Source organism: Enterococcus sp. AZ194 (genome assembly GCF_051713825.1).
Taxonomy (GTDB): Bacteria; Bacillota; Bacilli; order Lactobacillales; family Enterococcaceae; genus Enterococcus_K.
On record NZ_JBIOQR010000001.1, the window covers coordinates 1,676,388 to 1,697,587 of the forward strand.

20 protein-coding genes are annotated in these 21,200 nt (G+C 38.6%); 16 read left to right on the forward strand and 4 right to left on the reverse strand.

Going from position 1 to position 21,200, the window contains the following annotated elements:
* The first annotated feature begins 60 nt into the window (after positions 1 to 60).
* Positions 61 to 1,191, forward strand: a complete 1,131-nt coding sequence (locus IGI37_RS07805) for an N-acetyldiaminopimelate deacetylase (RefSeq protein WP_438763615.1) — start codon at positions 61 to 63, stop codon at positions 1,189 to 1,191.
* 587 nt (positions 1,192 to 1,778) lie between these two features.
* On the opposite strand, the gene IGI37_RS07810 is transcribed toward IGI37_RS07805, so the two are convergent.
* Complete coding sequence (locus IGI37_RS07810; protein ID WP_438761038.1) at positions 1,779 to 2,693, reverse strand: mechanosensitive ion channel family protein; 915 nt, start codon at positions 2,691 to 2,693, stop codon at positions 1,779 to 1,781.
* A 229-nt stretch (positions 2,694 to 2,922) separates the two neighbouring features.
* Here IGI37_RS07810 and IGI37_RS07815 point away from each other — a divergent pair, with 229 nt between their 5' ends.
* Entirely contained in the window at positions 2,923 to 3,936 is a 1,014-nt protein-coding gene (locus tag IGI37_RS07815; protein WP_438761039.1) for a branched-chain amino acid aminotransferase, read from the forward strand.
* Positions 3,937 to 4,165: 229 nt separating this feature from the next.
* On the opposite strand, the gene fabI is transcribed toward IGI37_RS07815, so the two are convergent.
* Entirely contained in the window at positions 4,166 to 4,921 is a 756-nt protein-coding gene (gene fabI / locus IGI37_RS07820) for an enoyl-ACP reductase FabI (RefSeq protein ID WP_438761040.1), read from the reverse strand.
* Between the two features lie 238 nt (positions 4,922 to 5,159).
* Between fabI and fabZ the strand changes: the two genes are divergently transcribed.
* Complete coding sequence (gene fabZ / locus IGI37_RS07825) at positions 5,160 to 5,597, forward strand: 3-hydroxyacyl-ACP dehydratase FabZ (protein ID WP_438761041.1); 438 nt, start codon at positions 5,160 to 5,162, stop codon at positions 5,595 to 5,597.
* A gap of 94 nt (positions 5,598 to 5,691) precedes the next feature.
* On the opposite strand, the gene IGI37_RS07830 is transcribed toward fabZ, so the two are convergent.
* Positions 5,692 to 6,477, reverse strand: a complete 786-nt coding sequence (locus IGI37_RS07830; RefSeq protein ID WP_438761042.1) for a peptidylprolyl isomerase — start codon at positions 6,475 to 6,477, stop codon at positions 5,692 to 5,694.
* 166 nt (positions 6,478 to 6,643) lie between these two features.
* On the opposite strand from IGI37_RS07830, the gene IGI37_RS07835 reads away from it, so the two are divergent.
* Together IGI37_RS07835 and IGI37_RS07840 are read left to right on the forward strand one after the other, a co-directional pair.
* A complete protein-coding gene (locus tag IGI37_RS07835) occupies positions 6,644 to 7,735 on the forward strand; it encodes a DUF871 domain-containing protein (protein ID WP_438761043.1) in 1,092 nt (363 codons plus the stop codon).
* A gap of 195 nt (positions 7,736 to 7,930) precedes the next feature.
* Positions 7,931 to 8,866 carry an alpha/beta hydrolase gene (locus IGI37_RS07840; protein WP_438761044.1) on the forward strand — a complete coding sequence of 312 codons (936 nt, stop codon included), beginning with the start codon at positions 7,931 to 7,933 and terminating at the stop codon, positions 8,864 to 8,866.
* Between the two features lie 93 nt (positions 8,867 to 8,959).
* On the opposite strand, the gene gap is transcribed toward IGI37_RS07840, so the two are convergent.
* Entirely contained in the window at positions 8,960 to 9,970 is a 1,011-nt protein-coding gene (gene gap, locus IGI37_RS07845; RefSeq protein ID WP_438761045.1) for a type I glyceraldehyde-3-phosphate dehydrogenase, read from the reverse strand.
* Between the two features lie 462 nt (positions 9,971 to 10,432).
* On the opposite strand from gap, the gene IGI37_RS07850 reads away from it, so the two are divergent.
* From IGI37_RS07850 to IGI37_RS07900, 11 genes are all read left to right on the forward strand, one after another.
* A complete protein-coding gene (locus IGI37_RS07850; RefSeq protein ID WP_438763616.1) occupies positions 10,433 to 11,017 on the forward strand; it encodes a DUF4003 family protein in 585 nt (194 codons plus the stop codon).
* Complete coding sequence (locus tag IGI37_RS07855) at positions 11,014 to 11,286, forward strand: hypothetical protein (RefSeq protein WP_438761046.1); 273 nt, start codon at positions 11,014 to 11,016, stop codon at positions 11,284 to 11,286. The genes IGI37_RS07850 and IGI37_RS07855 overlap by 4 nt, the downstream gene beginning before the upstream one ends.
* A 107-nt stretch (positions 11,287 to 11,393) precedes the next feature.
* Positions 11,394 to 12,707 carry a GTPase ObgE gene (obgE, locus tag IGI37_RS07860; RefSeq protein WP_438761047.1) on the forward strand — a complete coding sequence of 438 codons (1,314 nt, stop codon included), beginning with the start codon at positions 11,394 to 11,396 and terminating at the stop codon, positions 12,705 to 12,707.
* A 598-nt stretch (positions 12,708 to 13,305) separates the two neighbouring features.
* Positions 13,306 to 14,034, forward strand: a complete 729-nt coding sequence (locus IGI37_RS07865) for a polyphosphate polymerase domain-containing protein (protein ID WP_438761048.1) — start codon at positions 13,306 to 13,308, stop codon at positions 14,032 to 14,034.
* Positions 14,024 to 14,707, forward strand: a complete 684-nt coding sequence (locus IGI37_RS07870; protein WP_438761049.1) for a DUF4956 domain-containing protein — start codon at positions 14,024 to 14,026, stop codon at positions 14,705 to 14,707. Before IGI37_RS07865 ends, IGI37_RS07870 begins: the two co-directional genes overlap by 11 nt.
* A gap of 12 nt (positions 14,708 to 14,719) precedes the next feature.
* Entirely contained in the window at positions 14,720 to 16,606 is a 1,887-nt protein-coding gene (locus IGI37_RS07875; RefSeq protein WP_438761050.1) for a carbohydrate-binding domain-containing protein, read from the forward strand.
* A gap of 103 nt (positions 16,607 to 16,709) precedes the next feature.
* Positions 16,710 to 17,333 (forward strand): DUF1269 domain-containing protein, encoded by a 624-nt coding sequence (locus tag IGI37_RS07880; RefSeq protein WP_438761051.1) that lies wholly within the window; start codon positions 16,710 to 16,712, stop codon positions 17,331 to 17,333.
* A 72-nt stretch (positions 17,334 to 17,405) separates the two neighbouring features.
* Complete coding sequence (locus IGI37_RS07885; RefSeq protein WP_438761052.1) at positions 17,406 to 18,089, forward strand: response regulator transcription factor; 684 nt, start codon at positions 17,406 to 17,408, stop codon at positions 18,087 to 18,089.
* On the forward strand, positions 18,086 to 19,393 hold the full coding sequence (locus IGI37_RS07890; protein WP_438761053.1) for a sensor histidine kinase: 1,308 nt from the start codon (positions 18,086 to 18,088) through the stop codon (positions 19,391 to 19,393). Before IGI37_RS07885 ends, IGI37_RS07890 begins: the two co-directional genes overlap by 4 nt.
* 75 nt (positions 19,394 to 19,468) lie before the next feature.
* Complete coding sequence (gene rnz / locus IGI37_RS07895; RefSeq protein WP_438761054.1) at positions 19,469 to 20,398, forward strand: ribonuclease Z; 930 nt, start codon at positions 19,469 to 19,471, stop codon at positions 20,396 to 20,398.
* A gap of 12 nt (positions 20,399 to 20,410) precedes the next feature.
* Positions 20,411 to 21,199: an SDR family NAD(P)-dependent oxidoreductase gene (locus IGI37_RS07900; RefSeq protein WP_438761055.1), complete on the forward strand. Its 789-nt coding sequence runs from the start codon at positions 20,411 to 20,413 to the stop codon at positions 21,197 to 21,199.
* The last annotated feature ends 1 nt before the right edge of the window (position 21,200 follow it).

Consider the following 21,200-nt stretch of genomic DNA (forward strand, 5'->3'; position numbering starts at 1 on the left):
TTGACAGATAGTGATTTTTTTACGACAATGAGAAAGAAAAGAAAGGGAGCAGATTCTATGATGATTCAAGAACGATTAATTGAGATACGAAGAGCCTTACATAAAATACCTGAGATTGGGCTTAAAGAAGTAAAAACTTCTGAGTTTTTACTGACACAAATCCGCCAATTAAAAAAAGACTATATAGAGATTAAAACTTGGCAGACGGGCATTCTTGTTTATGTCAAAGGAACCCAGCCTATCAAAACAATCGGTTGGCGAACAGATATTGATGGACTACCTGTGAAAGAAGCGGTTAAAAGTTCTTTTGTTTCTGAGCATGAAGGGTTCATGCACGCATGCGGTCATGATTTTCATATGACCATCGCTTTAGGTCTTTTAGAAAACTTAAGTGCGTCCCAACCAAAAAATAACTTTTTATTTCTCTTTCAGCCAGCTGAAGAAAATGATGCAGGCGGGATGCTGATGTATAACGATGGTGCTTTTGGCGAATGGTTTCCTGATGAATTCTACGGATTACATGTGGCACCTGAGCTACCTGTTGGAACGATTAGTACACGTGAAGGAACGTTATTTGCAGGGACCTGTGAAGTGAGGATCACTTTAAGAGGGAAAAGTGGCCACGCTGCCTTTCCTCATCTAGGAAATGATATGATTGTCGCGGCGACTCAACTTATTCAACAAGCACAGACCATTATCAGTCGAAGTGTCGACCCGATTCAAGGTGGCGTAATCACTTTTGGTAGCTTTCATGCGGGGCAAACAAACAATGTTATCGCAGGAGAAGCGGAGTTATATGGGACCATTCGAACGTTGACGCAAGAAATGAATTTGTTGACTCAAAAAAGAATGAAAGAGATTGTGAAAGGAGTCGAAGTCTCGTTTCAATGTGAAGCGGAACTTACGATGGAACAAAAAGGCTATCTACCAGTTGAGAATCATGCGGTTACTACACAAAAATTTATTCGTTTCATGGAAGCACAGCCAACTATCGCCTTTAAAGAAGCACAACCTGCGATGACCGGAGAAGACTTTGGTTTCTTACTTAATAAAGTACCTGGGACCATGTTTTGGTTAGGGGTCGACAGTCCGAATGGGTTACATCATCCTTCGTTCGAACCAAAAGAAGAAGCCTTAAAACCTGCTGTCCAAGTAATTAGTGCTTTTCTCAAAGAACTCGATTACGATTAATAGTCTACAAGCAACAAAGATATGAAGGGTAGCTGGAACAAAAGTGTTTAACTCTGAGAAGCAGGTAGGTACTATGCCCATATTCGTATAAAACGAGGCTGGGACACAACTTTATCAGTTATGTCTCTGCCTCTCTTTATCCGAATAAACGGTGGGTACAGAAGCAACTCCATCTTCACTCCGCCCCATCAATTTCTAAAGGTGGAACACCTTTAGAATTGACGGACTGCGTTCCGCTCTCAACAACTTCTACGCATGGGACATGCTAGAGTTGAAGGTCTTCACTCCGTAAAACCACTTCGATCTCATCAATCTCTAAAGGTGAAACACCTTAAGAATTGAAGGACGTTGTTCCGCTCTCAACAACTTCTATGCATGGGACATGCTAGAGTTGAAGGTTCTTATTGCTGTAAAACACAACGAAGCATGAGTTGATGTTGCACAGTACCTAATCGGTGCTGTAAAACACAACGAAGCATGAGTTGATGTAGCACAGTACCTACCCGGTTCTCGGAGTTAAACACTTCTGTCCCAACCTCTTCATTCTGAGCAATCAACACGCCTTTTCCTGTTGCTTTTTGGTGATTTTATTGAGTAATTATCGGCGTATTTGGAATAGAGAAGCCTGCTTCTGCTAGTTCTTTTACATAAGTCGTGAGAAACTCTTCTTTAATCTTCGCCTGTTGACCGTTTAAGACATACATTGTGGTACGTACGGCAAAATTGGCATTGCCTAAATCGACCATCCCAAAAAGGGTGGGGCCTGTTTGAATTTCTTCTTGATACTCTTTTGCCAAGCGTAGATTGACACTTTCTATAACTGTCCGAATCTTTTCATATCCTTCATCAGGCAAAATACGGACATCAACAACAACCTGCATGTTCGCTCTGGATAAGTTACTAATCGTGGTGATGTTGCGATTTGGAATAAAATGAAGCGTCCCATCAACAGACTGAAGCTGGATGGTCCTGATACCCACAGAAACCACTTTTCCTTCGATTGAAAGATTCACTAGTCGAATGTAGTCACCAACATCAATTTGTTGCTCCATGATAAGGAAAAATCCGGTAATGATATCATTCATAAAACCTTGTGCCCCTAAACCAATGGCAACCCCAGCAATCCCAGCCCCCGCTAACAAGGAGCCAACTGGAACCCCAACAATAGAGAGTACTGAATAAATGAAAAAGAAGATTAACATATAGGCGTATACGTTATTTAATAAAGTGTGTAATGTACCTAATCTATTTTCGCTTAAATGGGCTTTCTTTTGATAACGAGTATATAGTTTGTTAATAAAATATTTCCCCACTCGATTTAAAATACCAAACAAAAAGAGGATTAATACAAGATAGATCATCTTTTCTATCACAATCGAAACAACACTATCCCAATCAATTCCTGCCCAAAATCGCTGAAAGGCGTTTAACTTCTTTGTCGTTTGCTCAACAATTGTTTCTGCTGAATCAGTTGTTGCTTGTGTTACTGTTAAATAAAACATAAATCGACACCTTCCTAAAGTAATTGAATATATTTTACCAGTTTGGAATAAAAAAAGGAAATTTGGTCACCAGGCACTCATGAATCATTAAAGAGAACTCTTTGAAAATGCGTGATAAACCTTCATCAAATTTTCTGAAAAAAATTAAAAGAAATTTATGAAAAAATAATGACATTCTTCTCATTAAGTGATAAACTTATCAAAAATATTAGAAACAGGAGGAATGTTTATGAAAATTGATTGGGATAATTTGGGATTCTCATATATGAAGACACCCTTTCGTTATGTATCACGTTGGAAAGATGGAAAATGGGATGAGGGAGCTTTAACCGAAGAGAATACTATTACACTTCATGAAGGTTCTTCCGCGTTACATTATGGGCAACAATGTTTTGAAGGGTTAAAAGCCTATCGAAGAAAAGATGGCGGAATCAATCTTTTCAGAACGGATCAAAATAGTCAACGAATGAATCGAAGTGCGGAACGTTTAATGATGCCAGCAATTCCTCAAGAAAAATTCATTGATGCAGTAAAACAGGTTGTTTTAGCTAATGAAGAATTTGTTCCACCCTACGAAAGTGGTGGTACCTTATACTTACGCCCACTCTTAATTGGTGTTGGAGAGGGAATTGGTGTGAAGCCCGCACCAGAATATATTTTCACTGTCTTTTGTATGCCGGTTGGCGCTTATTTTAAAGGTGGCTTAACACCAACAAACTTTGTCGTTTCTGATTATGATCGAGCAGCGCCATTTGGAACAGGGGCCGTTAAGGTTGGGGGAAACTATGCAGCAAGTTTGCAGCCAGGACATGAAGCACATGAGAAAAATTTCTCAGATTGTATCTATCTAGATCCAGCTACGCACACAAAAATTGAAGAGGTTGGTTCAGCAAACTTCTTTGGAATTACAAAAGACGGCAAATTTGTGACCCCGTATTCGCCATCAATTCTACCAAGTATTACAAAATATTCATTACTTTATCTTGCAAAGGAACGTTTGGGCTTAGAAGCTGAAGAGAGTGATGTACGCTTAGATGAGTTAGACAAATTTGCTGAAGCAGGGGCATGTGGAACAGCCGCCGTGATTTCACCAATTGGCGGAATCCAAAACAAAGAGGACTTCCATGTCTTTTACAGTGAGACCGAAGTTGGGCCAGTCACGCAAAAATTGTATAAAGAATTAACAGGAATACAATTTGGTGACGTGGAAGCTCCAGAAGGTTGGATCATTAAAGTAAGTTAAGACTGAGCCTACTGGTGTTCCAAACTTATCTGAACATAAAGAGGGGAGCGTGTCGTTGAAAAACGACGCTCTTTTTTTTGCTCTAAAGAGCTGGCAAATGTATTAAATGTCATAAGATCAGTATTTCAATAAATTTAGTTTTCATTTAGCCCAAGTTCTCACACCTAAAAATCCCCCCTCATAGATACAAATCAGTACCTAAGAAGGGGGATTATTTTGTTCTAAAAAATTAAGAAAGGTGGACACCTTTATCTACGAAGATGACATCGCCAATAATCCCACTTGAAAGAGGACTGATTAAGAAGGCACATGTGTTTCCAACCTCTTCAATCGTTACACCTACATGATCAGGTGTACGGTCTTCAGAAAGTTGAATAAGTTTTTGATAATCTTGGACGCCCGTAACAGCCAAGGTTTTGATAGCTCCCGCTGAAATTCCGTTTACACGGATTTTTTTAGGAGATAATTCAGCAGCTAAATAACGAATACTTGATTCTAATGCAGCTTTAGCAATTCCCATCATGTTGTAGTTTGGAATCGCACGTTCTGCACCGATGTAGCTTAAGCTGACAATTCCGCTGTTTTCAGATAAGATTTCTTGACCATACTTGGCAACAGCAATTAATGAATAGCTGCTGATATCTTGAGCAAGTGCATACCCATCACGCGAGATATCTGTCACATTTCCTGATAATTCTTCTTTTTTTGCATAAGCAACTGCATGAACAATTCCATCAATCTTGCCAGCATAGTTTTTAATTTGAGTGAACGCTTCTTCAATACTATCATCGCTTGCAACGTCACATTCAACTAAAAATGCATCATCTGCTACAATTCGTTGAAGAGATTTCTTCATACGTTCGTTTTGGTATGTATAAAGAATTTCTGCTCCTTGTTTTTGCATTGCTTCCGCACAGCCCCATGCAATACTTTTTTTATTGGCAACGCCCATTACTACTACTTTTTTTCCAGCTAAATATGACATATTTACACTCCTTGATTTTTCTGTTAGTTATAAATGAATAGAGAAAAGAACTTAAAAATCGAATAATTGCTACTTGCCTTTCTTATCTCTATGATTTATTATTATTATCGATAATTGTTTGATTGTCAAACTATTTTTTCTTTGAGCAAAAAATGATTGTCAATTTGTACAGAGTATGATACTTTGATAATCAAACAAATGAAAAAAATCTAATAAAATGAGAAAGTTGGTTTATTATATGACAAAAGTTTTAACAGCCGTTGAAGTAATGGAGCTTATTCCGAATCGTTATCCGATTTACTATATTGATTATGTCGATGAATTAGAGCCTGGTAAAAAGATTGTTGCAACAAAAAACGTCACTATCAATGAAGAGTTTTTTCAGGGTCATTTCCCGGGAAATCCTGTAATGCCTGGTGTGCTTATTTTAGAATCACTAGCACAAGCAGGATCTATTTTAATCTTAAAATCAGAAGAATTCCTTGGCAGAACGGCCTATATTGGTGGAATTAACAAAGCAAAATTCCGTCAAAAGGTTGTTCCAGGTGATGTCGTTAAATTATCATTCGAAATTGTCAAAATTAAAGGGTCAGTAGGGACGGCTAATGCGGTAGCAACCGTTGACGGCAAAAAGGCAGCGGAATGTGAATTCACATTTATCGTAGGTCAACAATAAGTATCTGAGCAAATATGAAAACACAGTCATGTTGACTGTAAAAGAGAGAAGACACAACAAGAAATTCTTGTCATGTCTTCTCTTTATTTACTCTTTATTTTGCTTCTTGTAAGATTTTAATAGTTTTAATTTTTACTGGTTCGACAGGGCTTTGGCCATCATCTTTCACTTTTTGTGTTGCAATTTTATCGACTGTGTCCATTCCTTCATACACTTGACCAAAGACTGTATAACCACCATCTAAGGTTGGAGAACCGCCTTTTTTATAGGCATCAATGATTGCTTTTGGATAGTAATCATACAATAAACCATCTGATTGATCCTCTGTATTTTGTACAATGAAGAATTGGCTACCATTTGTATCAACACCCGAATTCGCCATTGAAAGAGCACCACGAATATGATAAAGCTGATTAGAAGGCTCGTTTTTAAATGGTTTTCCCCAAATACTTTCGCCACCTAAACCTGTTCCTTCAGGGTCGCCACCTTGGATCATGAATTCATTTATGACACGGTGGAAGATAATCCCATCATAATAGCCGTCTTTAGCATGCGTCATAAAGTTTTCGACGGCTTTTGGTGCAATCTCAGGAAATAGTTTTAATTTGATGTTTCCAGCAGTTGTTTGAATCTCAACAGCTGATTCATTTTCCTGTAACTTAGCCTCTAATTGAGGTAATTCTAACGCATTTAAGTCTACAGAATCAGAAGAAGCAGTTGACTCTTTAGATGCAGAATCTGGAGACGAAGTAACCTTTTCTGTAGAAGCTTTTGTTGCTGAGCTAGAACTTTTTGTTGAGTTATCTTTAGTTGAACAAGCGGCTAACAACAAGCCCATTCCTAAAAGACTTAAAGGAACGATAACTTTTTTCAATTTCATAAATAATTTTCCTTTCTTTTTTAAACTTCTTTATCATCATAACAAACTCGCCTAAAAATAACTATAAAATTTTATCAAAATCGCAAAGGTGTAGACCATTTTTTGAAGATTTGTTATAATGGAAGTGGATTCAAATTAAGAAACAATTACTCAGGAGGCAATAGATATGGGAAAATTAGGTATTTCAGTTTATCCAGAACGTTCGACATTTGAAAAAGACAAAGCGTATTTAGATTTAGCACACAAATATGGGTTTAAACGCGTCTTTACTAGCTTGTTACAAATTACTGAGGATAAAGATAAAGTCTTAAGTGAGTTCAAAGCAGTCGTTGATTACGCGAATAGCTTAGATATGGAAGTCATGGTCGATATTAATCCTGCCTTATTTGAGCAGCTTGATATCACTTACGATGACCTATCATTCTTTGATAAAATGGGCGCTTATGGCGTACGTTTAGATGTCGGTTTCACTGGAGCAGAAGAAGCGAAAATGACACGTAATCCTTATGGTATCAAGATTGAAATCAATATGAGTTCAGGTACAAACTACGTAGACAATATCATGAGTTATTCACCAAACACGGATAACTTATTGGGTTCGCATAATTTTTATCCTCATCGTTATTCTGGATTAGGTTATGACCATTTTGTCTTCTGTTCAGAAAAATTCCGTAAATATAATCTAAATACAATGGCGTTTGTTAACTCTCATGCGGCAACATTTGGTCCATGGCCAACTCAAGATGGTCTTTGTTCCTTAGAAGACCACCGCGAATTAGAGATTGGCACACAAGTCAAACATTTAATGTTAACAGGTTTAATTGATGATATTTCTGTTGGGAATGCGTATGCCTCAGAAGAAGAGCTTAAAGCTATGTCAGAAGCCTTCAATGCCCCATATCCAACACTAAAGGTAACAGTTGAAGATGAGATTACTGACAATGAGCGCCTTTGTTTATTTGACAATCTACACAGCTATCGTGGAGACCGTTCTGAATACATCATGCGCTCAACAATGACTCGTATTTATTACAAGGATAAAGAATTCCCAGCACACACTACTCGTGATATGCGTAAAGGGGACGTTTTGATTGATAATGTTGGTTATGGTCAATATAAAGGGGAAACACAAGTAGCTCTTAAAGAAATGAAGAATGACGGTCGAGTGAATGTTGTTGGACGTATCTCTGACGATGAATTATTCTTGTTAGACTTCTTAAAACCTTGGTCAAGCTTCAAATTTATTGAAACAAAATAAAAAGACAGATAACTAATTTTCTATTTCTGCTGCAGCAAGTCAATGAGTAACTATACTTCATGACTTGCTGCACTTTTTTGAGCGAAGCCTCTAAACATTCTTGGATATTTCTTCCAATTATAAGTAGGCTGTTTGCGAAAAGTAGAAATTTTGTCTATACTATGGAGAAACAAGAAGTGAAAAGGTGGCAAGTAAATGAAACGTTGGGTTAAAATTTTAATAGGCGTCATCGCATTGGTGGCAATTTGCTTAGTATTTGCTGGAAATTATTTTTACAATTATGCAGTTGTTCCTTCAGAAAAAGATTTCTTATCTGGAGATACGCCTGGAACAAATAAGAAAAAAACAGAATCAGAAGAATCAAAATGGTTCACTGATGAGAATAACCGGACACGTTGGGAACTGGAATCAATGGACGGCCTAAAGCTCTCAGCTATTTATCTACCAGGAGAGAGCGGCACGAATAAAACGGCCTTACTTGCTCATGGTTATATGGGCACAGCAGAAACGATGGCAACTTATGCTAAAATGTATCATGATTTAGGCTATAACGTTTTGGTTCCGGATGCTAGAGGCCATGGAAAAAGTCAAGGAGATTATATTGGCTTTGGTTGGCCTGAAAGAAAAGATTATCTTCAATGGATTGATCGAGTTCTGAGTGAGAATGGGGAAGACCAAATCATCACCTTATTTGGCATAAGTATGGGCGGTGCGACCGTTATGATGACTAGTGGAGAGGATTTACCCAAAAATGTGAAGGCTATTGTGGAAGATTGTGGCTATTCTTCTGTTACTGGTGAGCTGAGCTATCAATTGAAGGAATTATTTGGTTTACCAAGCTTCCCGTTAATTCCTGTGACAAGTGCTGTTACAAAAATCAGAGCGGGTTACTTCTTTGGAGAAGCAGATGCGCTCAAACAATTAAAGAAAAATACGACACCAATGTTATTCATCCATGGAGATGCCGATACCTTTGTACCCTACAGCATGCTTGACGAGGTCTATAATGCAACGGATGCGAAGAAGGAGAAGTATGTGGTGAAAGGTGCAGAGCATGCCAAAGCCTTTGAAACTGATCCAGAGAAGTATAAAGAAGTTGTCAAAGGATTCTTAGACGAGTATGTGAAGTAATAGATTAAGTAACTATCCAAAATAACCAAATAGGGTAGGAGAATCAGCGGATTCTCCTACCCTATTTTCTACTCTAATAATGCATAGATTTCATTATAAATTAGCAAATTTTTCTAACAGACGAATCATTTGGCAAGTAAAGCCATATTCATTATCATACCAAGCAACTGTTTTTACCAGTTGGAAATCACCAGCTGTTGTGACTTCTGTTTGTGTGGGATCAAAAATTGAGCCTGTAGTTGTACCAATCACATCGCCTGAAACGATTTCACGATCATCATAACCAAATGATGGGTTATCGATGGTTTGTTTTTTGATTGCTTCATTAACTTCGTCAGCTGTGACTTTTTTCTTTAAGATAGAAACAAGCTCTGTTAATGAGCCATCCACAACTGGTACACGCTGCGCATGTCCTTGAAGTTTCCCTTGAAGCTCTGGAATCACAAGGCCAATTGCTTTTGCCGCACCGGTTGAGTGAGGGATGGTGTTATCTGCTGCAGAACGAGCTGCGCGTAGGTTGCCACCTTTAACGGGACCATCCAAAAGCATTTGTGTTGATGTGTAGGCATGGACGGTTGTCATGGTTCCCACTTCAATCCCAAATTCATTATTTAAAAAATAGGCCATGGGAGCTAAACAGTTCGTTGTACATGAACCTGCTGAAATAATTTTGTCATCTTTATCTAAAGTATCATCATTGACATTGTAAACAATTGTTTTCATTGCGCCAGCTGGGGCAGAGATGACCACTCGTTTTACACCAGCTGCCAAATGTGCTTGTGCTTTTTCTTCTGAGGTATAAAAACCTGTACATTCTAACACGATATCGACACCGTTTTCTGTTACCCACGGGATTTTACTTGCATCTGGTTCTGCATAAACGCGCGTTGTTTCACCATCAACAACAATAGAATCATCTGTCGCAGTGACCGTCCCAGGATAAGTGCCATGAGTGGAGTCAAATTGTAATAAATGAGCTAACATGGTAGGGCTAGTTAAATCATTGATTGCAACTACTTCAATATCATCCGAAACTTCTTTGATGCGCCGAAATGCCAACCGACCAATTCGTCCAAACCCATTGATACCTACTTTTACTGTCATACAAATACTTCCTCCTTTATAGATAGAATGCTATGATTTATAGGAAACCTTTTATTTTCAAAGGATTTTCGCTACACTAGTAGTGTGCGCTCGTTTGATACGTTTGTCAAAAGATAGCTCTTAGCAAATTTTAATAAGAAAAGCTACGGAAGAAAAAACCTAGAATTTTCTAAGGGGTCAAATGACAGATAAACGAGAAGAAGCTTACCTATTCAACGTAAAAAGGGAAAAAATTTTTTCCCTTGGTATCTACTAAACAATGGGAGTTAAGTTGATCGAATAATTAAAGAAGATGGAAGATAGTGACCATAAAAAGAGAAAGTGGTGATTAGAATGACACAATCATCCGTACAAAAACTTCAAGCAAATTATGAAGAACTAAAAAAAGAGAAATGGATGAGTAAGCACCAACGTTATGTACTTGCAAGAAGTTTTGTAGAAAGCAAATAACCATTTTCATCGATACTTTATCAACAAACCAGAGAAAAGTTGAAAGAAAAACTCAGTCTGTTCAACCAATTTTCAAGCCCTGTTCGTGAATCAATTATCTATTTGTTGATGGCTCATAATCAAACAGGTGATCAAAACTTGGATGAGTTATTGGAAGACTATGAACAGATTGTTGTTGGTGGTTTCCGACGTTCAGCTTATACCTATTTCGCCTCTTATCTTCTACAATTTTCTGAAGCCAAGGAGAAAGGGTACGTGATTCAACGCGCGAAAGAAATTTATAAAACAACTCGAATAAACCATCCAATTTTAACTGGAGAAGAAGACGCGCCTGCTGCAATTTCACTCGCGCAGAGTAGCCAATTAGCTAGTTTTACTGCCCAAATGGTTTCTGATATTATGGAAAAATTTTATATTGAGATGCATCGTATCGGATTTGCCAAGGGGGATGAATTGCAGTTTGCGGCTGGCACAGCAACATTACTATTCCAAGGATATAATAATTCGATTATTGACGAGATGGCAGAAATCATTCAACAATTTAACCAATATAAACTACCTTTCAAACGGAAACTTATTCAAGTATCATTTATTTGACCTTTTTATCCACCAAAAGTGGTGTTGATTTTGATAAAATCGTTCAATTTTTTATTGAATTCACAGAAACTTATCAGTTAAGCTTTTACAAAAATTTACGAATGATTCTAGCTGTTAGTCAATATATTGGCGAGGAATTAAAAGAATTTAGTAAAGAAGAAATTGACTCTCTTTCTCTAAATATGAATTTCTTACTCATTCAAGAAGAGATTTCTGCCGCAATTGCTGCCACAACAGTCATCGCTGCGTCGAATGCCGCAAACAATTAAATCCGCAAAAACATAGACAAAAGACGATTTCACAGCTAAAATAAAAGAGGCTTTTGTTTATTGTGGAGATTCATGTAGTCAAGTAACAATAATAGGAGGACGAAAATATGTCCATGTTTTTAGATCAAGTAACAATCGACGTGAAAGCCGGTAAAGGCGGAGACGGAATGGTTGCCTTTAGAAGAGAAAAATATGTCCCAGATGGTGGGCCAGCAGGTGGCGATGGTGGCCACGGTGGCGCAGTTGTTTTAGTGGTAGATGAAGGATTACGAACGTTAATGGATTTCCGGTTTAACCGTCATTTTCGTGCACAGCCTGGTGAAAATGGGATGAGTAAAGGAATGCATGGGCGAGGTTCCGAGGATACGTATGTCAAAGTGCCACCGGGTACAACCGTACGTGATGCGGATACAGATGCTTTATTAGGAGACCTTATTGAACATGGTCAAACCTTAGTTGTAGCAAAAGGTGGCCGTGGGGGTCGAGGAAATACTCGTTTTGCCTCTCCTAGAAACCCTGCACCTGAAATTGCTGAAAATGGTGAGCCAGGACAAGAACGTAAGATTGAATTAGAATTGAAAGTTTTAGCTGATGTTGGTTTGGTCGGTTTCCCATCTGTTGGAAAATCAACTCTACTTTCTGTTATTTCATCGGCTCGTCCAAAAATTGGTGCCTATCACTTTACGACACTTGTTCCTAATTTGGGGATGGTGGCAACCAGCGACGGCCGTAGTTTTGCCGCAGCGGATTTACCTGGGCTGATTGAAGGCGCCTCTCAAGGTGTCGGTCTTGGAACACAGTTTCTCCGTCATATTGAACGAACACGTGTCATTTTACATGTGATTGATATGAGTGGGATGGAAGGGCGCGATCCTTACGATGATTACCTAGCGATTAATCACGAGCTTGCGACCCATAATTTACGATTATTGGAACGTCCGCAAATCATCGTTGCCAACAAGATGGATATGCCTGATGCGGAGGAAAACTTAAAAACCTTCAAAGAGAAGCTAGCTGCTGAAAAAGAAGATGAATTTGCTGATGATCTACTAATTTTCCCAATTTCTGGTGTGACAAGACAAGGGATTGAACCTTTGTTAAACGCAACCGCTGATTTATTGGAAGTTACCCCTGAATTCTTGTTGTATGATGAGGAAGTCGAAGATGAGACTGTTCACTATGGCTTTACATCTGATGAACCAGCCTTCGCTATTGATCGTGATCCAGATGCTACATGGGTATTAACAGGCGAGAAGATTGAGAAACTATTTGAAATGACCAACTTCGACCACGATGAGACAGTTATGCGTTTTGCTCGACAATTGCGTGGAATGGGTGTCGATGAAGCCCTTCGTGCAAGAGGAGCAAAAGATGGTGACTTGGTTCGCATCGGCGAATTCGAATTTGAGTTTGTTGACTAGAAAATCATCCATCTACTTCATTTAACAACTCAATGAAAATAACGATTCATTTAAGAGGTTGGGATATAACTTGCAGAGTTATGTCCCAACCTCTTTTTTGTGCGTCCTAAACGATTGGAGATCTATATTTTTGTTGCTTACATTTTGTTTGAGTGGTTAGAAATTAATTTTTTCTTCTCGCACAGCTTCCTTCTGAAACAGAAATCTTCTTTATCTCTTTTCTATTTGCCGATAACTAACTATTACTATTCACAGTTTCTTTAAATAGTTTGACAGATTTTATAATCGAATGAGCGGCTAAAAAAACGCATACTATCATTCTTTGCTTCTCGCCGTAGGATTTACGAATAAAAAAAGAAGAGGACCTCCAAAATTTCTACCACGATAAACTTTTTAGTGGAAGGGACTTGGATGCGCTTTTTATTAAGGAAGAATCTGATAGAAGAGTGTCGCTTTCTTAATTCAGCCGTGAATAGGAACAACTAAATCAAAAATTTTCAACAAAAATAAAAAAACAGTCGAAATTTAAGGTTCGTTTATGTTACGGATTTTATGATAGGTGACAGATAATGAATGATTGATAAGGAGGAAACAATCGATGAAATTAAAAAATATTTTTCAGCGGAAGGAAAACAAGTATACATTATCCATGGATACCTATACGTTATTACGAAATTATTTGGAACCTTATATGGCAGAAGATGACTATGGGTTACATACCATTGTATCTATCTACTTTGATACAGCCGATTATGCCTTGATTAGACAATCGATTCAAAAGCCTGTCTATAAAGAGAAGTTTCGTTTACGAAGTTATGGGGTTCCGACCATCCAACAGCCCGTGTTTTTGGAGCTCAAAAAAAAGGTCAAAGGAATTGTTTACAAGCGACGTCTTTCAATGGACTATGGACAAGCAATTGGCTATCTTCAAAATCCAAATAGCTTTTCCCCACAGACCTTTCAAGATCGCCAAATTAAACAAGAAGTTGACTGGCTCTATGCCAAAAAAAATCTTTCACCAAAAACCGTCATCGCTTATGATCGACGCGCATTGGCAGCAAGAGAAGAGGATCTGTCAGATTTTCGAATCACTTTCGATTTTAATATCCGCTATCGAACCACTCACTTTAACTTGTTAGATGGTGATTTTGGAGAACGCGTCGCACCAGAAATCGATGTTTTAATGGAAGTGAAAGCATTGGGCGCCTATCCTTTATGGTTTAGCGAAATATTAGCTGAACTTTCCATTTATAAATGTTCATTTTCAAAATATGCTCAAGTCTATCAGCGTTACTTAATCAAGGAGGAATTTTCACATGTTATCTAGTTTATTAGTCGAATCAAACAGCACAATTACAGCCGGGGTAAAAGAAATTCTTATCTGTACCATGGTTTCCTTAATTTTAGGAATCGTAGTGGCTTATGTCCATATGTATCGAAATGTTTATACCAAAAACTTTGTGATTACTTTAGCGGTTTTACCGATTCTCGTTCAGTTAGTCATCATGTTAGTGAATGGTAATCTGGGCACAGGGGTGGCTATTCTAGGCGCTTTTAGCTTAATTCGTTTCCGATCGGTGGCTGGCGGTTCTAGAGAAATTACGAGTGTTTTTTGGTCAATGGGCATCGGTCTTGCCACTGGTATGGGTTATGTCGGTTATGTGGTGTTATTTTCAGTCATTACAGGAGCCTTTTTACTTCTATTAAATGCGGTAAAATTTGGCGAAACAAATAAGGTGGCTGAGCGCGATTTGAAAGTAACGATTCCAGAAGATTTAGACTATCCAGGATTATTTGATGATTTGTTTGAGAAATATGCTTATCAAGTGGTCACTGATTCTGTTCGAACGACCAATATGGGCTCATTATATGAACTACGCTATCATGTCAAATTAAAAAATGTCCAAATGGAAAAACAATTAATTGATGAAATCCGTGTTAGAAACGGTAATCTACCTGTTATTTCAGGAAAAGTTTCAAGTAACAGAGACGAACTTTAGGAGGTTCATTTTATGAGAAAACTACCCAAAATAATTTTTGCTTCATTAACAACACTCACTTTATTAGTAGGTTGTCGGACAAACAATACGAGTCAGACAAGTCAAGAAAGTTTAACAACTACCAGTGAATCAGCAGCTATCGAGCAAACAGCAACTCAGTCAGACGCAACACAAACAACTGAAACAAAGTATGGAAGCTACAAAAACGAGGACTTCGACGCCTCTTATGATAAAGACTCAGCGACCACCATAAGCCTCGACAAAACCAACGCAACAATTGAAGGGGACGGGGCCGAACTGACTGACGGCCTTGTCACTATTTCGGCTGGTGGAACTTATATTTTAGACGGCTCGTTTGAAGGCCAAGTTTTAGTTGATGTGGGCACGGCAACAGTCCATCTTGTACTCAACGGAGTGACTATCAAAAACACTGATTCTTCAGCGATTTATGTTCAACAAGCAGAAAAAGTCATCACGACATTAGCTGAAGGAACTAAAAATTTATTAGAAGATGGGACGGATTATACTCTGACCGAAAATGAAGATGAGCCAGATGCCGTTTTTTTTAGTAAAGATGACTTAACAATTAACGGAACAGGCACCTTGACTGTTAAAGGAAATTATAATAATGGTATCCGAGGTAAAGATGACCTCATCCTAATTTCGGGAAAGATTCAGGTTGAAGCTGTCAATAATGCGATTAAAGCAAAAGATTCTTTATCTATTGCTGGTGGAACCTATGATTTACAGACAACCGCAGGCGATTGTCTGCAGGTTAATAATACCGAGGATACAACAAAAGGTTGGCTGGCTATTGATGGTGGGCAATTGACGATTCAAGCAGGCAATGATGGTATTCAAGCGGAAACTGATATTCGGATTGCTACAGCTGACCTTTCAATAAAAACAGGAGAAGGCGCCGAAATGACTGTGACGGATGCCGAAGCTAGTTATAAAGGAATAAAGGCTGGAAACAAAATTGTGATTGATGATGGAACCTATCAAATTGATAGTGCTGATGATAGTATTCACTCAAATAATTCACTCACTATTTCAAACGGAACCTTTACTTTAGCTTCAGGAGATGATGGCATTCATGCAGATCAAGACTTAACGATTACAGAGGGCAAAGTCACTGTCACGAACTCGTATGAAGGGTTAGAAGCATCAACAATCACAATCTCTGGTGGAGAACATCAAATTACAGCAGAAGATGATGGCCTTAATGCGGGCGGTGGTAGTGATACGAACGAAACAGAAGGTCAATTTGGGGCAGATTCCTTTGGTGGCCCTGGCGGAGGTCCTGGAGGTGGAGACCAAGCGGATGAAAGTAAAACCATTACGATTTCTGGTGGGACAACTATTGTTCGAGCCCAAGGAGATGGCGTGGACAGTAATGGAAATATTAAAATGACCAATGGCACGTTACTTGTTGATGGACCAACAAACGGCGGCAATGGCGCACTAGATTACAATGGTGAATTTGTTCAAGAGGGGGGCATCTTACTAGCAGCTGGAAGTGATGGTATGGCTCAAGCAACCAGTGATACGTCTACACAACCAAGTCTCTCTTTAACTTTTGATCAAACGCAGGAAGCCAATACTTTAATTAACATAGTTGTTGATGATAAACAAATTTTAAGCTATCAACCAACCAAAGAATTTGCAAATCTCGTCATCAGCACACCAGAGATGAAAAAAGGCAGTCAAGTCACACTCTCAACTGGTGGGAAAAACAGCCAAACTACAATAAATAATCTAACTGTTGGAGGCACCTATACTGGAGGCACAGCAATCGGTACGTATCCTTTGTCAGCAACTGAGACGGTTACTTCACTGGGGCAAGACGGTAGCGAAAGGCAAGCAGGTCAAATGGGCGGTCGACCTGGTGGTTTTTAGTCAAAGGAGTCTAAATAAAAACTAGACGTAGAACAAGTGGTCGCGCTTTACCAATTGCTAAATAACCTGTAAACTAGAGGTATTAAGAACAGGAGTGAGTAAGATGAGTAAACGAGTCCTTCTATTAACATTTGATATTGAAAGTCAATCTTATCAAGCATTTTCTGAAATTAAAAAACTACAGGCCACCCGAGCAATAAAAGGGGATCAGATGGCAGTTGTTACCCACGTAAATGATGGGAACCATAAATTTAAAATTGAAGATTTCATCGATTTTACAGGAAGTAACAATGCATCAACGGGTGGTATGATTGGGATGCTCCTCGGGGTCTTAGTAAGTCCTTTAGCTATTTTATTGGGCTGGTTTGCAGGAGGTATGATTGGTGCTACCAAAGATGCCAAAGAAATCAAAGAGGCGCAATCTGTTTTTGAATCAGTGATCAGCCAGATTGGTGAAGGGACAACTGCGGTCATTCTAATCGCAGAAGAGAACGATAATCGTCCATTAAATCAATTGATTATGAACGAATTAGGTGGACGGATTACCCGATTAGACTATCAAGAGGTAGAAGAAGAAATCAAACGTGCTCAAGAAGTTGAGTCCCAAGCAAAACATACTGCGAAAAAGACGTGGGCAGCTGCACAGACACAAGCAAATGACACTTCAGCTCCTGAAAGCACCGATGATTCTGATACGAATTCAACTGAAACTCATGAAGATAAATAACAAATAATTAATGAGCTGTGATGCATTCGAAAGAATACACTCACAGCTTTTTTACGAAAAGAGGGAACCCATATGAAATTATTACTGGTTGAAGATGACCGTATTATTTCAGATAGTATTAAGGATATTTTGACTGAGATTGGTGAAGTGACACCTGTTTATGATGGAGAAGAGGCCATCTATGAAGGAGAACGAGGGATTTATGATTTAATTGTTCTTGATTTGATGTTACCGGAAATCAGTGGCGAGCAGGTTTTAATGAGGTTAAGAGAAAAGATGATTTATTGTCCTGTCTTGATTTTGACCGCCAAGGATAGCTTTGAAGATAAGATGAACGGCTTTCGAAATGGTGCTGATGATTATTTAACCAAACCTTTTCATCGCGAAGAATTGCTTGTTCGTAGCCAGGCTTTACTTCGTCGTTCTTTAGGTCTACATAATCGAAATGAATTGGTTCAAGGAAAATTAGTCTTGGACTTAGATGGTCATCTTGTTTATTACGATCAACAAGAAATTCAGTTACAAGGAAAAGAATTTGATTTGCTTGCGTATTTTATGCAAAATAGCAAACGAATCATCACCAAAGATCAGCTATTCGATCGAATTTGGGGCTTTCAGTCAGATACGACATTATCGGTTGTTGAGGTGTATATGAGTAATTTAAGAAAACATTTAAAGCCGTATCAAATTGATGGCTGGATCAAGACTATTCGCAATGTTGGTTATCTGTTTCAAGTACCTGAGGACAGCTTATGATTGATACACAATTACAGTTAGGAACACAACAAAAGAAGACTTTTATTTTCACTTTTCTTTCGTTTAGTATCATTTTCCTATTATTAGGTTTGATAGTTTTTCAGCTAGCCAAATCATCTCTTTATGAGTCTACAGATACTGATCTTACGCGAATCTCTGAAAATAATAATTTTTTGAAGGAGCAGATTGATCATCTGCAATCGCCTATTGAAAAAGAGCCTCCGCTTTCTAAAGAGTTGAAGGGACCTAAGCCAAATAGTTTTCAACAGCAAATCATCATCTGGAACAAATCCGGTCAAATTGTGAATGAAGAACAGCTCGGTTCTCGAGTCAATGATTTTATAAATTTAGCACCTGAGACAACCAACTATGGCAAAATCACGTCTCTCCAACTAACAGATCAAAACGATCGACTTTTACAATTTCGCAGTATCACAGTCAAAAGCCCTAATTATGCAGTCGATGGTTATACGATTCAATTGATGGTTAATACCGACCCAATTGTTTCAACAATGGATCAGTTTAAAAACATCTTGATTATTTGTATGTTAGTCTTTTTTGCTCTCTCTGTCTTATTAAGCTACTTTTTATCTAAGAAATTTACAGAGCCCATCATTGCTTCTTGGAAAAAGCAGCAACAGTTCGTTGAAAATGCTTCTCATGAACTCCGAACTCCTTTGACCATTATCCAGGCCAAACTAGAGAACTTATTCACCAAACCAAATCGAACAATTTTGGATGAATCAGAAAGTATCGCGCTTTCTCTAACCGAAGTCCAACGATTGAGTCAACTAACCACAGATTTATTGTTACTTGCGCGTTCTGATAGCAACGAATTAGTCTTAAAAAAAGAGGCCGTTTATTTTGATGAATTTGTCGAAAAAGCAATTAGTCCTTATAAAGAATTGGCAGAAGCAGAAGGAAAACAGTTTACTTTAACTATCAATGGACATCAACGAGTTTTACTTGATCCAGAAAAAGTTCAACAGCTATTGATCATTCTTTTAGATAACGCTCTAAAGTATACCCAAAGTGGCGAACAGATTGCTGTCACTGCCAAACTGGAAAACAAAGAGTGGCAATTAATCGTGGCGGATACTGGAAAAGGAATCCCTGATAAAGAGAAAAAACGGATTTTTGAACGTTTCTATCGTGAAGATGAATCACGCAATAGGCAAACGGGTGGGTATGGCATTGGCCTTTCGATTGCTCAATGGATTGTTCGTGCCCATTCAGGGAGAATCTTGGTGAAGGATTATCTTCCCAAAGGTGTTTCCTTTGAAATCCATTTTCCTGAAAAATAAATCAGACTTTCAATTGCTAAACGTGGCGTTTTCACCTAAAATTAGAGAGAAGTCAAAAGAAAGTCGGGTTTAATTATGGAATTACAATTTTTAGGTACAGGTGCAGGCGTTCCTGCAAAACATCGCAATGTGAGTAGCATCGCTTTGAAACTTTTAGATGAACGAAATGCGGTTTGGCTCTTTGATTGTGGTGAAGGAACACAAATGCAAATTTTACGCACCACGATTCGACCAAGAAAAATCGAAAAAATATTTATTACACATCTTCATGGAGACCATATTTTTGGCTTACCAGGCTTATTAAGTAGCCGCTCTTTTCAAGGAGGAGGAAGTCCTTTAGAGATTTACGGCCCTAAAGGAATTGAAAAATATATACGGACCTCACTGGCTATTTCTCAGACGAGACTCGGCTATCCGCTAAAATTTATCGAGATAGAAGAAGAGGGCGTTCTCTTTTCTGACCAACAGTTTTCGGTGGTTTGTAAACGATTAGATCATGGAATTGAAAGTTTTGGTTATCGAGTGGTGGAGCATGACCACGATGGCGAGCTTCAAGTTGAAAAACTGCGAGCATTAGAAATCCCTGCTGGACCGATTTATGGTAAATTAAAGAGGGGAGAAACGGTTACACTTGAGGATGGCCGTGTCATTGATGGAAAAGACTTTCAAGGAGTAGCCAAAAAAGGGCGAATCGTAACTATTTTAGGCGATACTCGACAAACGGAAGCGGCTGTTGAATTAGCCAAGGATAGTCAAGTCTTAGTTCACGAGAGCACATTTAACAAACATGAGGCACGTATGGCTAAGAATTATTTCCATTCAACGACTCATCAGGCAGCTCAGACAGCTATTGAAGCAAGGGTTCACCTGTTAGTGATTACGCATATCAGTGCACGCTATCTAGGAAAAGAAGCACAAGCGCTTGAAGATGAAGCAAAAGAAATTTTCCCTAATACAAGAATGGCTAAAGATTTTGACATTATAGATATTCCATTTATAAGCTAGGAGGGGTAAGGAATGGATTTAGAAAATAAAGTGGTGTTAGTCACGGGAGGTTCAGCTGGTCTAGGTGAACAAATTTGTTACGAGGCTGCCAAAAAAGGGGCTATCGTCGTGACTTGCGCGAGACGAATTCAATTATTAGGCAAAGTCAAAGAACAGTGTACACAGTTGAGTGGACGAGAAGCGCATGCCTTTCAATTAGATGTCAGTGATCCGACCAGCGTCTTTTCACTCTTAGAAAAAGTTCAAGCTGAGGTAGGACCAATCGATGTCTTAGTTAATAACGCTGGCTTCGGTATTTTCGAAGACTTTTTGACCTTTGATTTAGAAAAAGCACGAAACATGTTTGAGGTTAACATCTTAGGCATGATGACCTTGACTCAACAAGTCGCAATTCAAATGGCAGAAAACAGACAAGGTCATATCATTAATGTTGCTTCAATGGCAGGCAAAATGGCAACAGCTAAATCAACCGTTTATTCGGCGACAAAATTTGCTGTGCTTGGTTTTTCCAATGCGTTACGTTTAGAGATGAAACCATTTAACGTATCCGTTACAACTGTTAATCCGGGTCCTATCCGAACAGAGTTCTTTGATAAGGCGGATCCTAGTGGAGATTATCTTGATAAATTGGGGTTGATTGTTTTGGAGCCACAAAAACTAGCCCAATCTATCGTTCGTGCGATGCAACGGCCAAGACGCGAGATTAACCAGCCAGCAGTTATGGAGATTGCCGCGCGTTTTTATACCTTATTCCCACAGCTTGGCGACTATCTAGCCGGTGGAATTTTTAATAAAAAATAAG

What these genes read in the sequence shown, in the direction of transcription:
- IGI37_RS07815 (WP_438761039.1), top strand. Translation starts at nt 2,923, where the DNA reads ATGAAAATTGATTGGGATAATTTGGGATTCTCATATATGAAGACACCC.
- IGI37_RS07875 (WP_438761050.1), top strand. Translation starts at nt 14,720, where the DNA reads ATGAGAAAACTACCCAAAATAATTTTTGCTTCATTAACAACACTCACT.
- IGI37_RS07840 (WP_438761044.1), top strand. Translation starts at nt 7,931, where the DNA reads ATGAAACGTTGGGTTAAAATTTTAATAGGCGTCATCGCATTGGTGGCA.
- IGI37_RS07865 (WP_438761048.1), top strand. Translation starts at nt 13,306, where the DNA reads ATGAAATTAAAAAATATTTTTCAGCGGAAGGAAAACAAGTATACATTA.
- fabI (WP_438761040.1), bottom strand. Translation starts at nt 4,921, where the DNA reads ATGTCATATTTAGCTGGAAAAAAAGTAGTAGTAATGGGCGTTGCCAAT.
- IGI37_RS07900 (WP_438761055.1), top strand. Translation starts at nt 20,411, where the DNA reads ATGGATTTAGAAAATAAAGTGGTGTTAGTCACGGGAGGTTCAGCTGGT.
- IGI37_RS07835 (WP_438761043.1), top strand. Translation starts at nt 6,644, where the DNA reads ATGGGAAAATTAGGTATTTCAGTTTATCCAGAACGTTCGACATTTGAA.
- IGI37_RS07805 (WP_438763615.1), top strand. Translation starts at nt 61, where the DNA reads ATGATTCAAGAACGATTAATTGAGATACGAAGAGCCTTACATAAAATA.
- IGI37_RS07830 (WP_438761042.1), bottom strand. Translation starts at nt 6,477, where the DNA reads ATGAAATTGAAAAAAGTTATCGTTCCTTTAAGTCTTTTAGGAATGGGC.
- rnz (WP_438761054.1), top strand. Translation starts at nt 19,469, where the DNA reads ATGGAATTACAATTTTTAGGTACAGGTGCAGGCGTTCCTGCAAAACAT.
- IGI37_RS07890 (WP_438761053.1), top strand. Translation starts at nt 18,086, where the DNA reads ATGATTGATACACAATTACAGTTAGGAACACAACAAAAGAAGACTTTT.
- obgE (WP_438761047.1), top strand. Translation starts at nt 11,394, where the DNA reads ATGTCCATGTTTTTAGATCAAGTAACAATCGACGTGAAAGCCGGTAAA.
- gap (WP_438761045.1), bottom strand. Translation starts at nt 9,970, where the DNA reads ATGACAGTAAAAGTAGGTATCAATGGGTTTGGACGAATTGGTCGGTTG.
- IGI37_RS07870 (WP_438761049.1), top strand. Translation starts at nt 14,024, where the DNA reads ATGTTATCTAGTTTATTAGTCGAATCAAACAGCACAATTACAGCCGGG.
- IGI37_RS07810 (WP_438761038.1), bottom strand. Translation starts at nt 2,693, where the DNA reads ATGTTTTATTTAACAGTAACACAAGCAACAACTGATTCAGCAGAAACA.
- IGI37_RS07880 (WP_438761051.1), top strand. Translation starts at nt 16,710, where the DNA reads ATGAGTAAACGAGTCCTTCTATTAACATTTGATATTGAAAGTCAATCT.
- fabZ (WP_438761041.1), top strand. Translation starts at nt 5,160, where the DNA reads ATGACAAAAGTTTTAACAGCCGTTGAAGTAATGGAGCTTATTCCGAAT.
- IGI37_RS07885 (WP_438761052.1), top strand. Translation starts at nt 17,406, where the DNA reads ATGAAATTATTACTGGTTGAAGATGACCGTATTATTTCAGATAGTATT.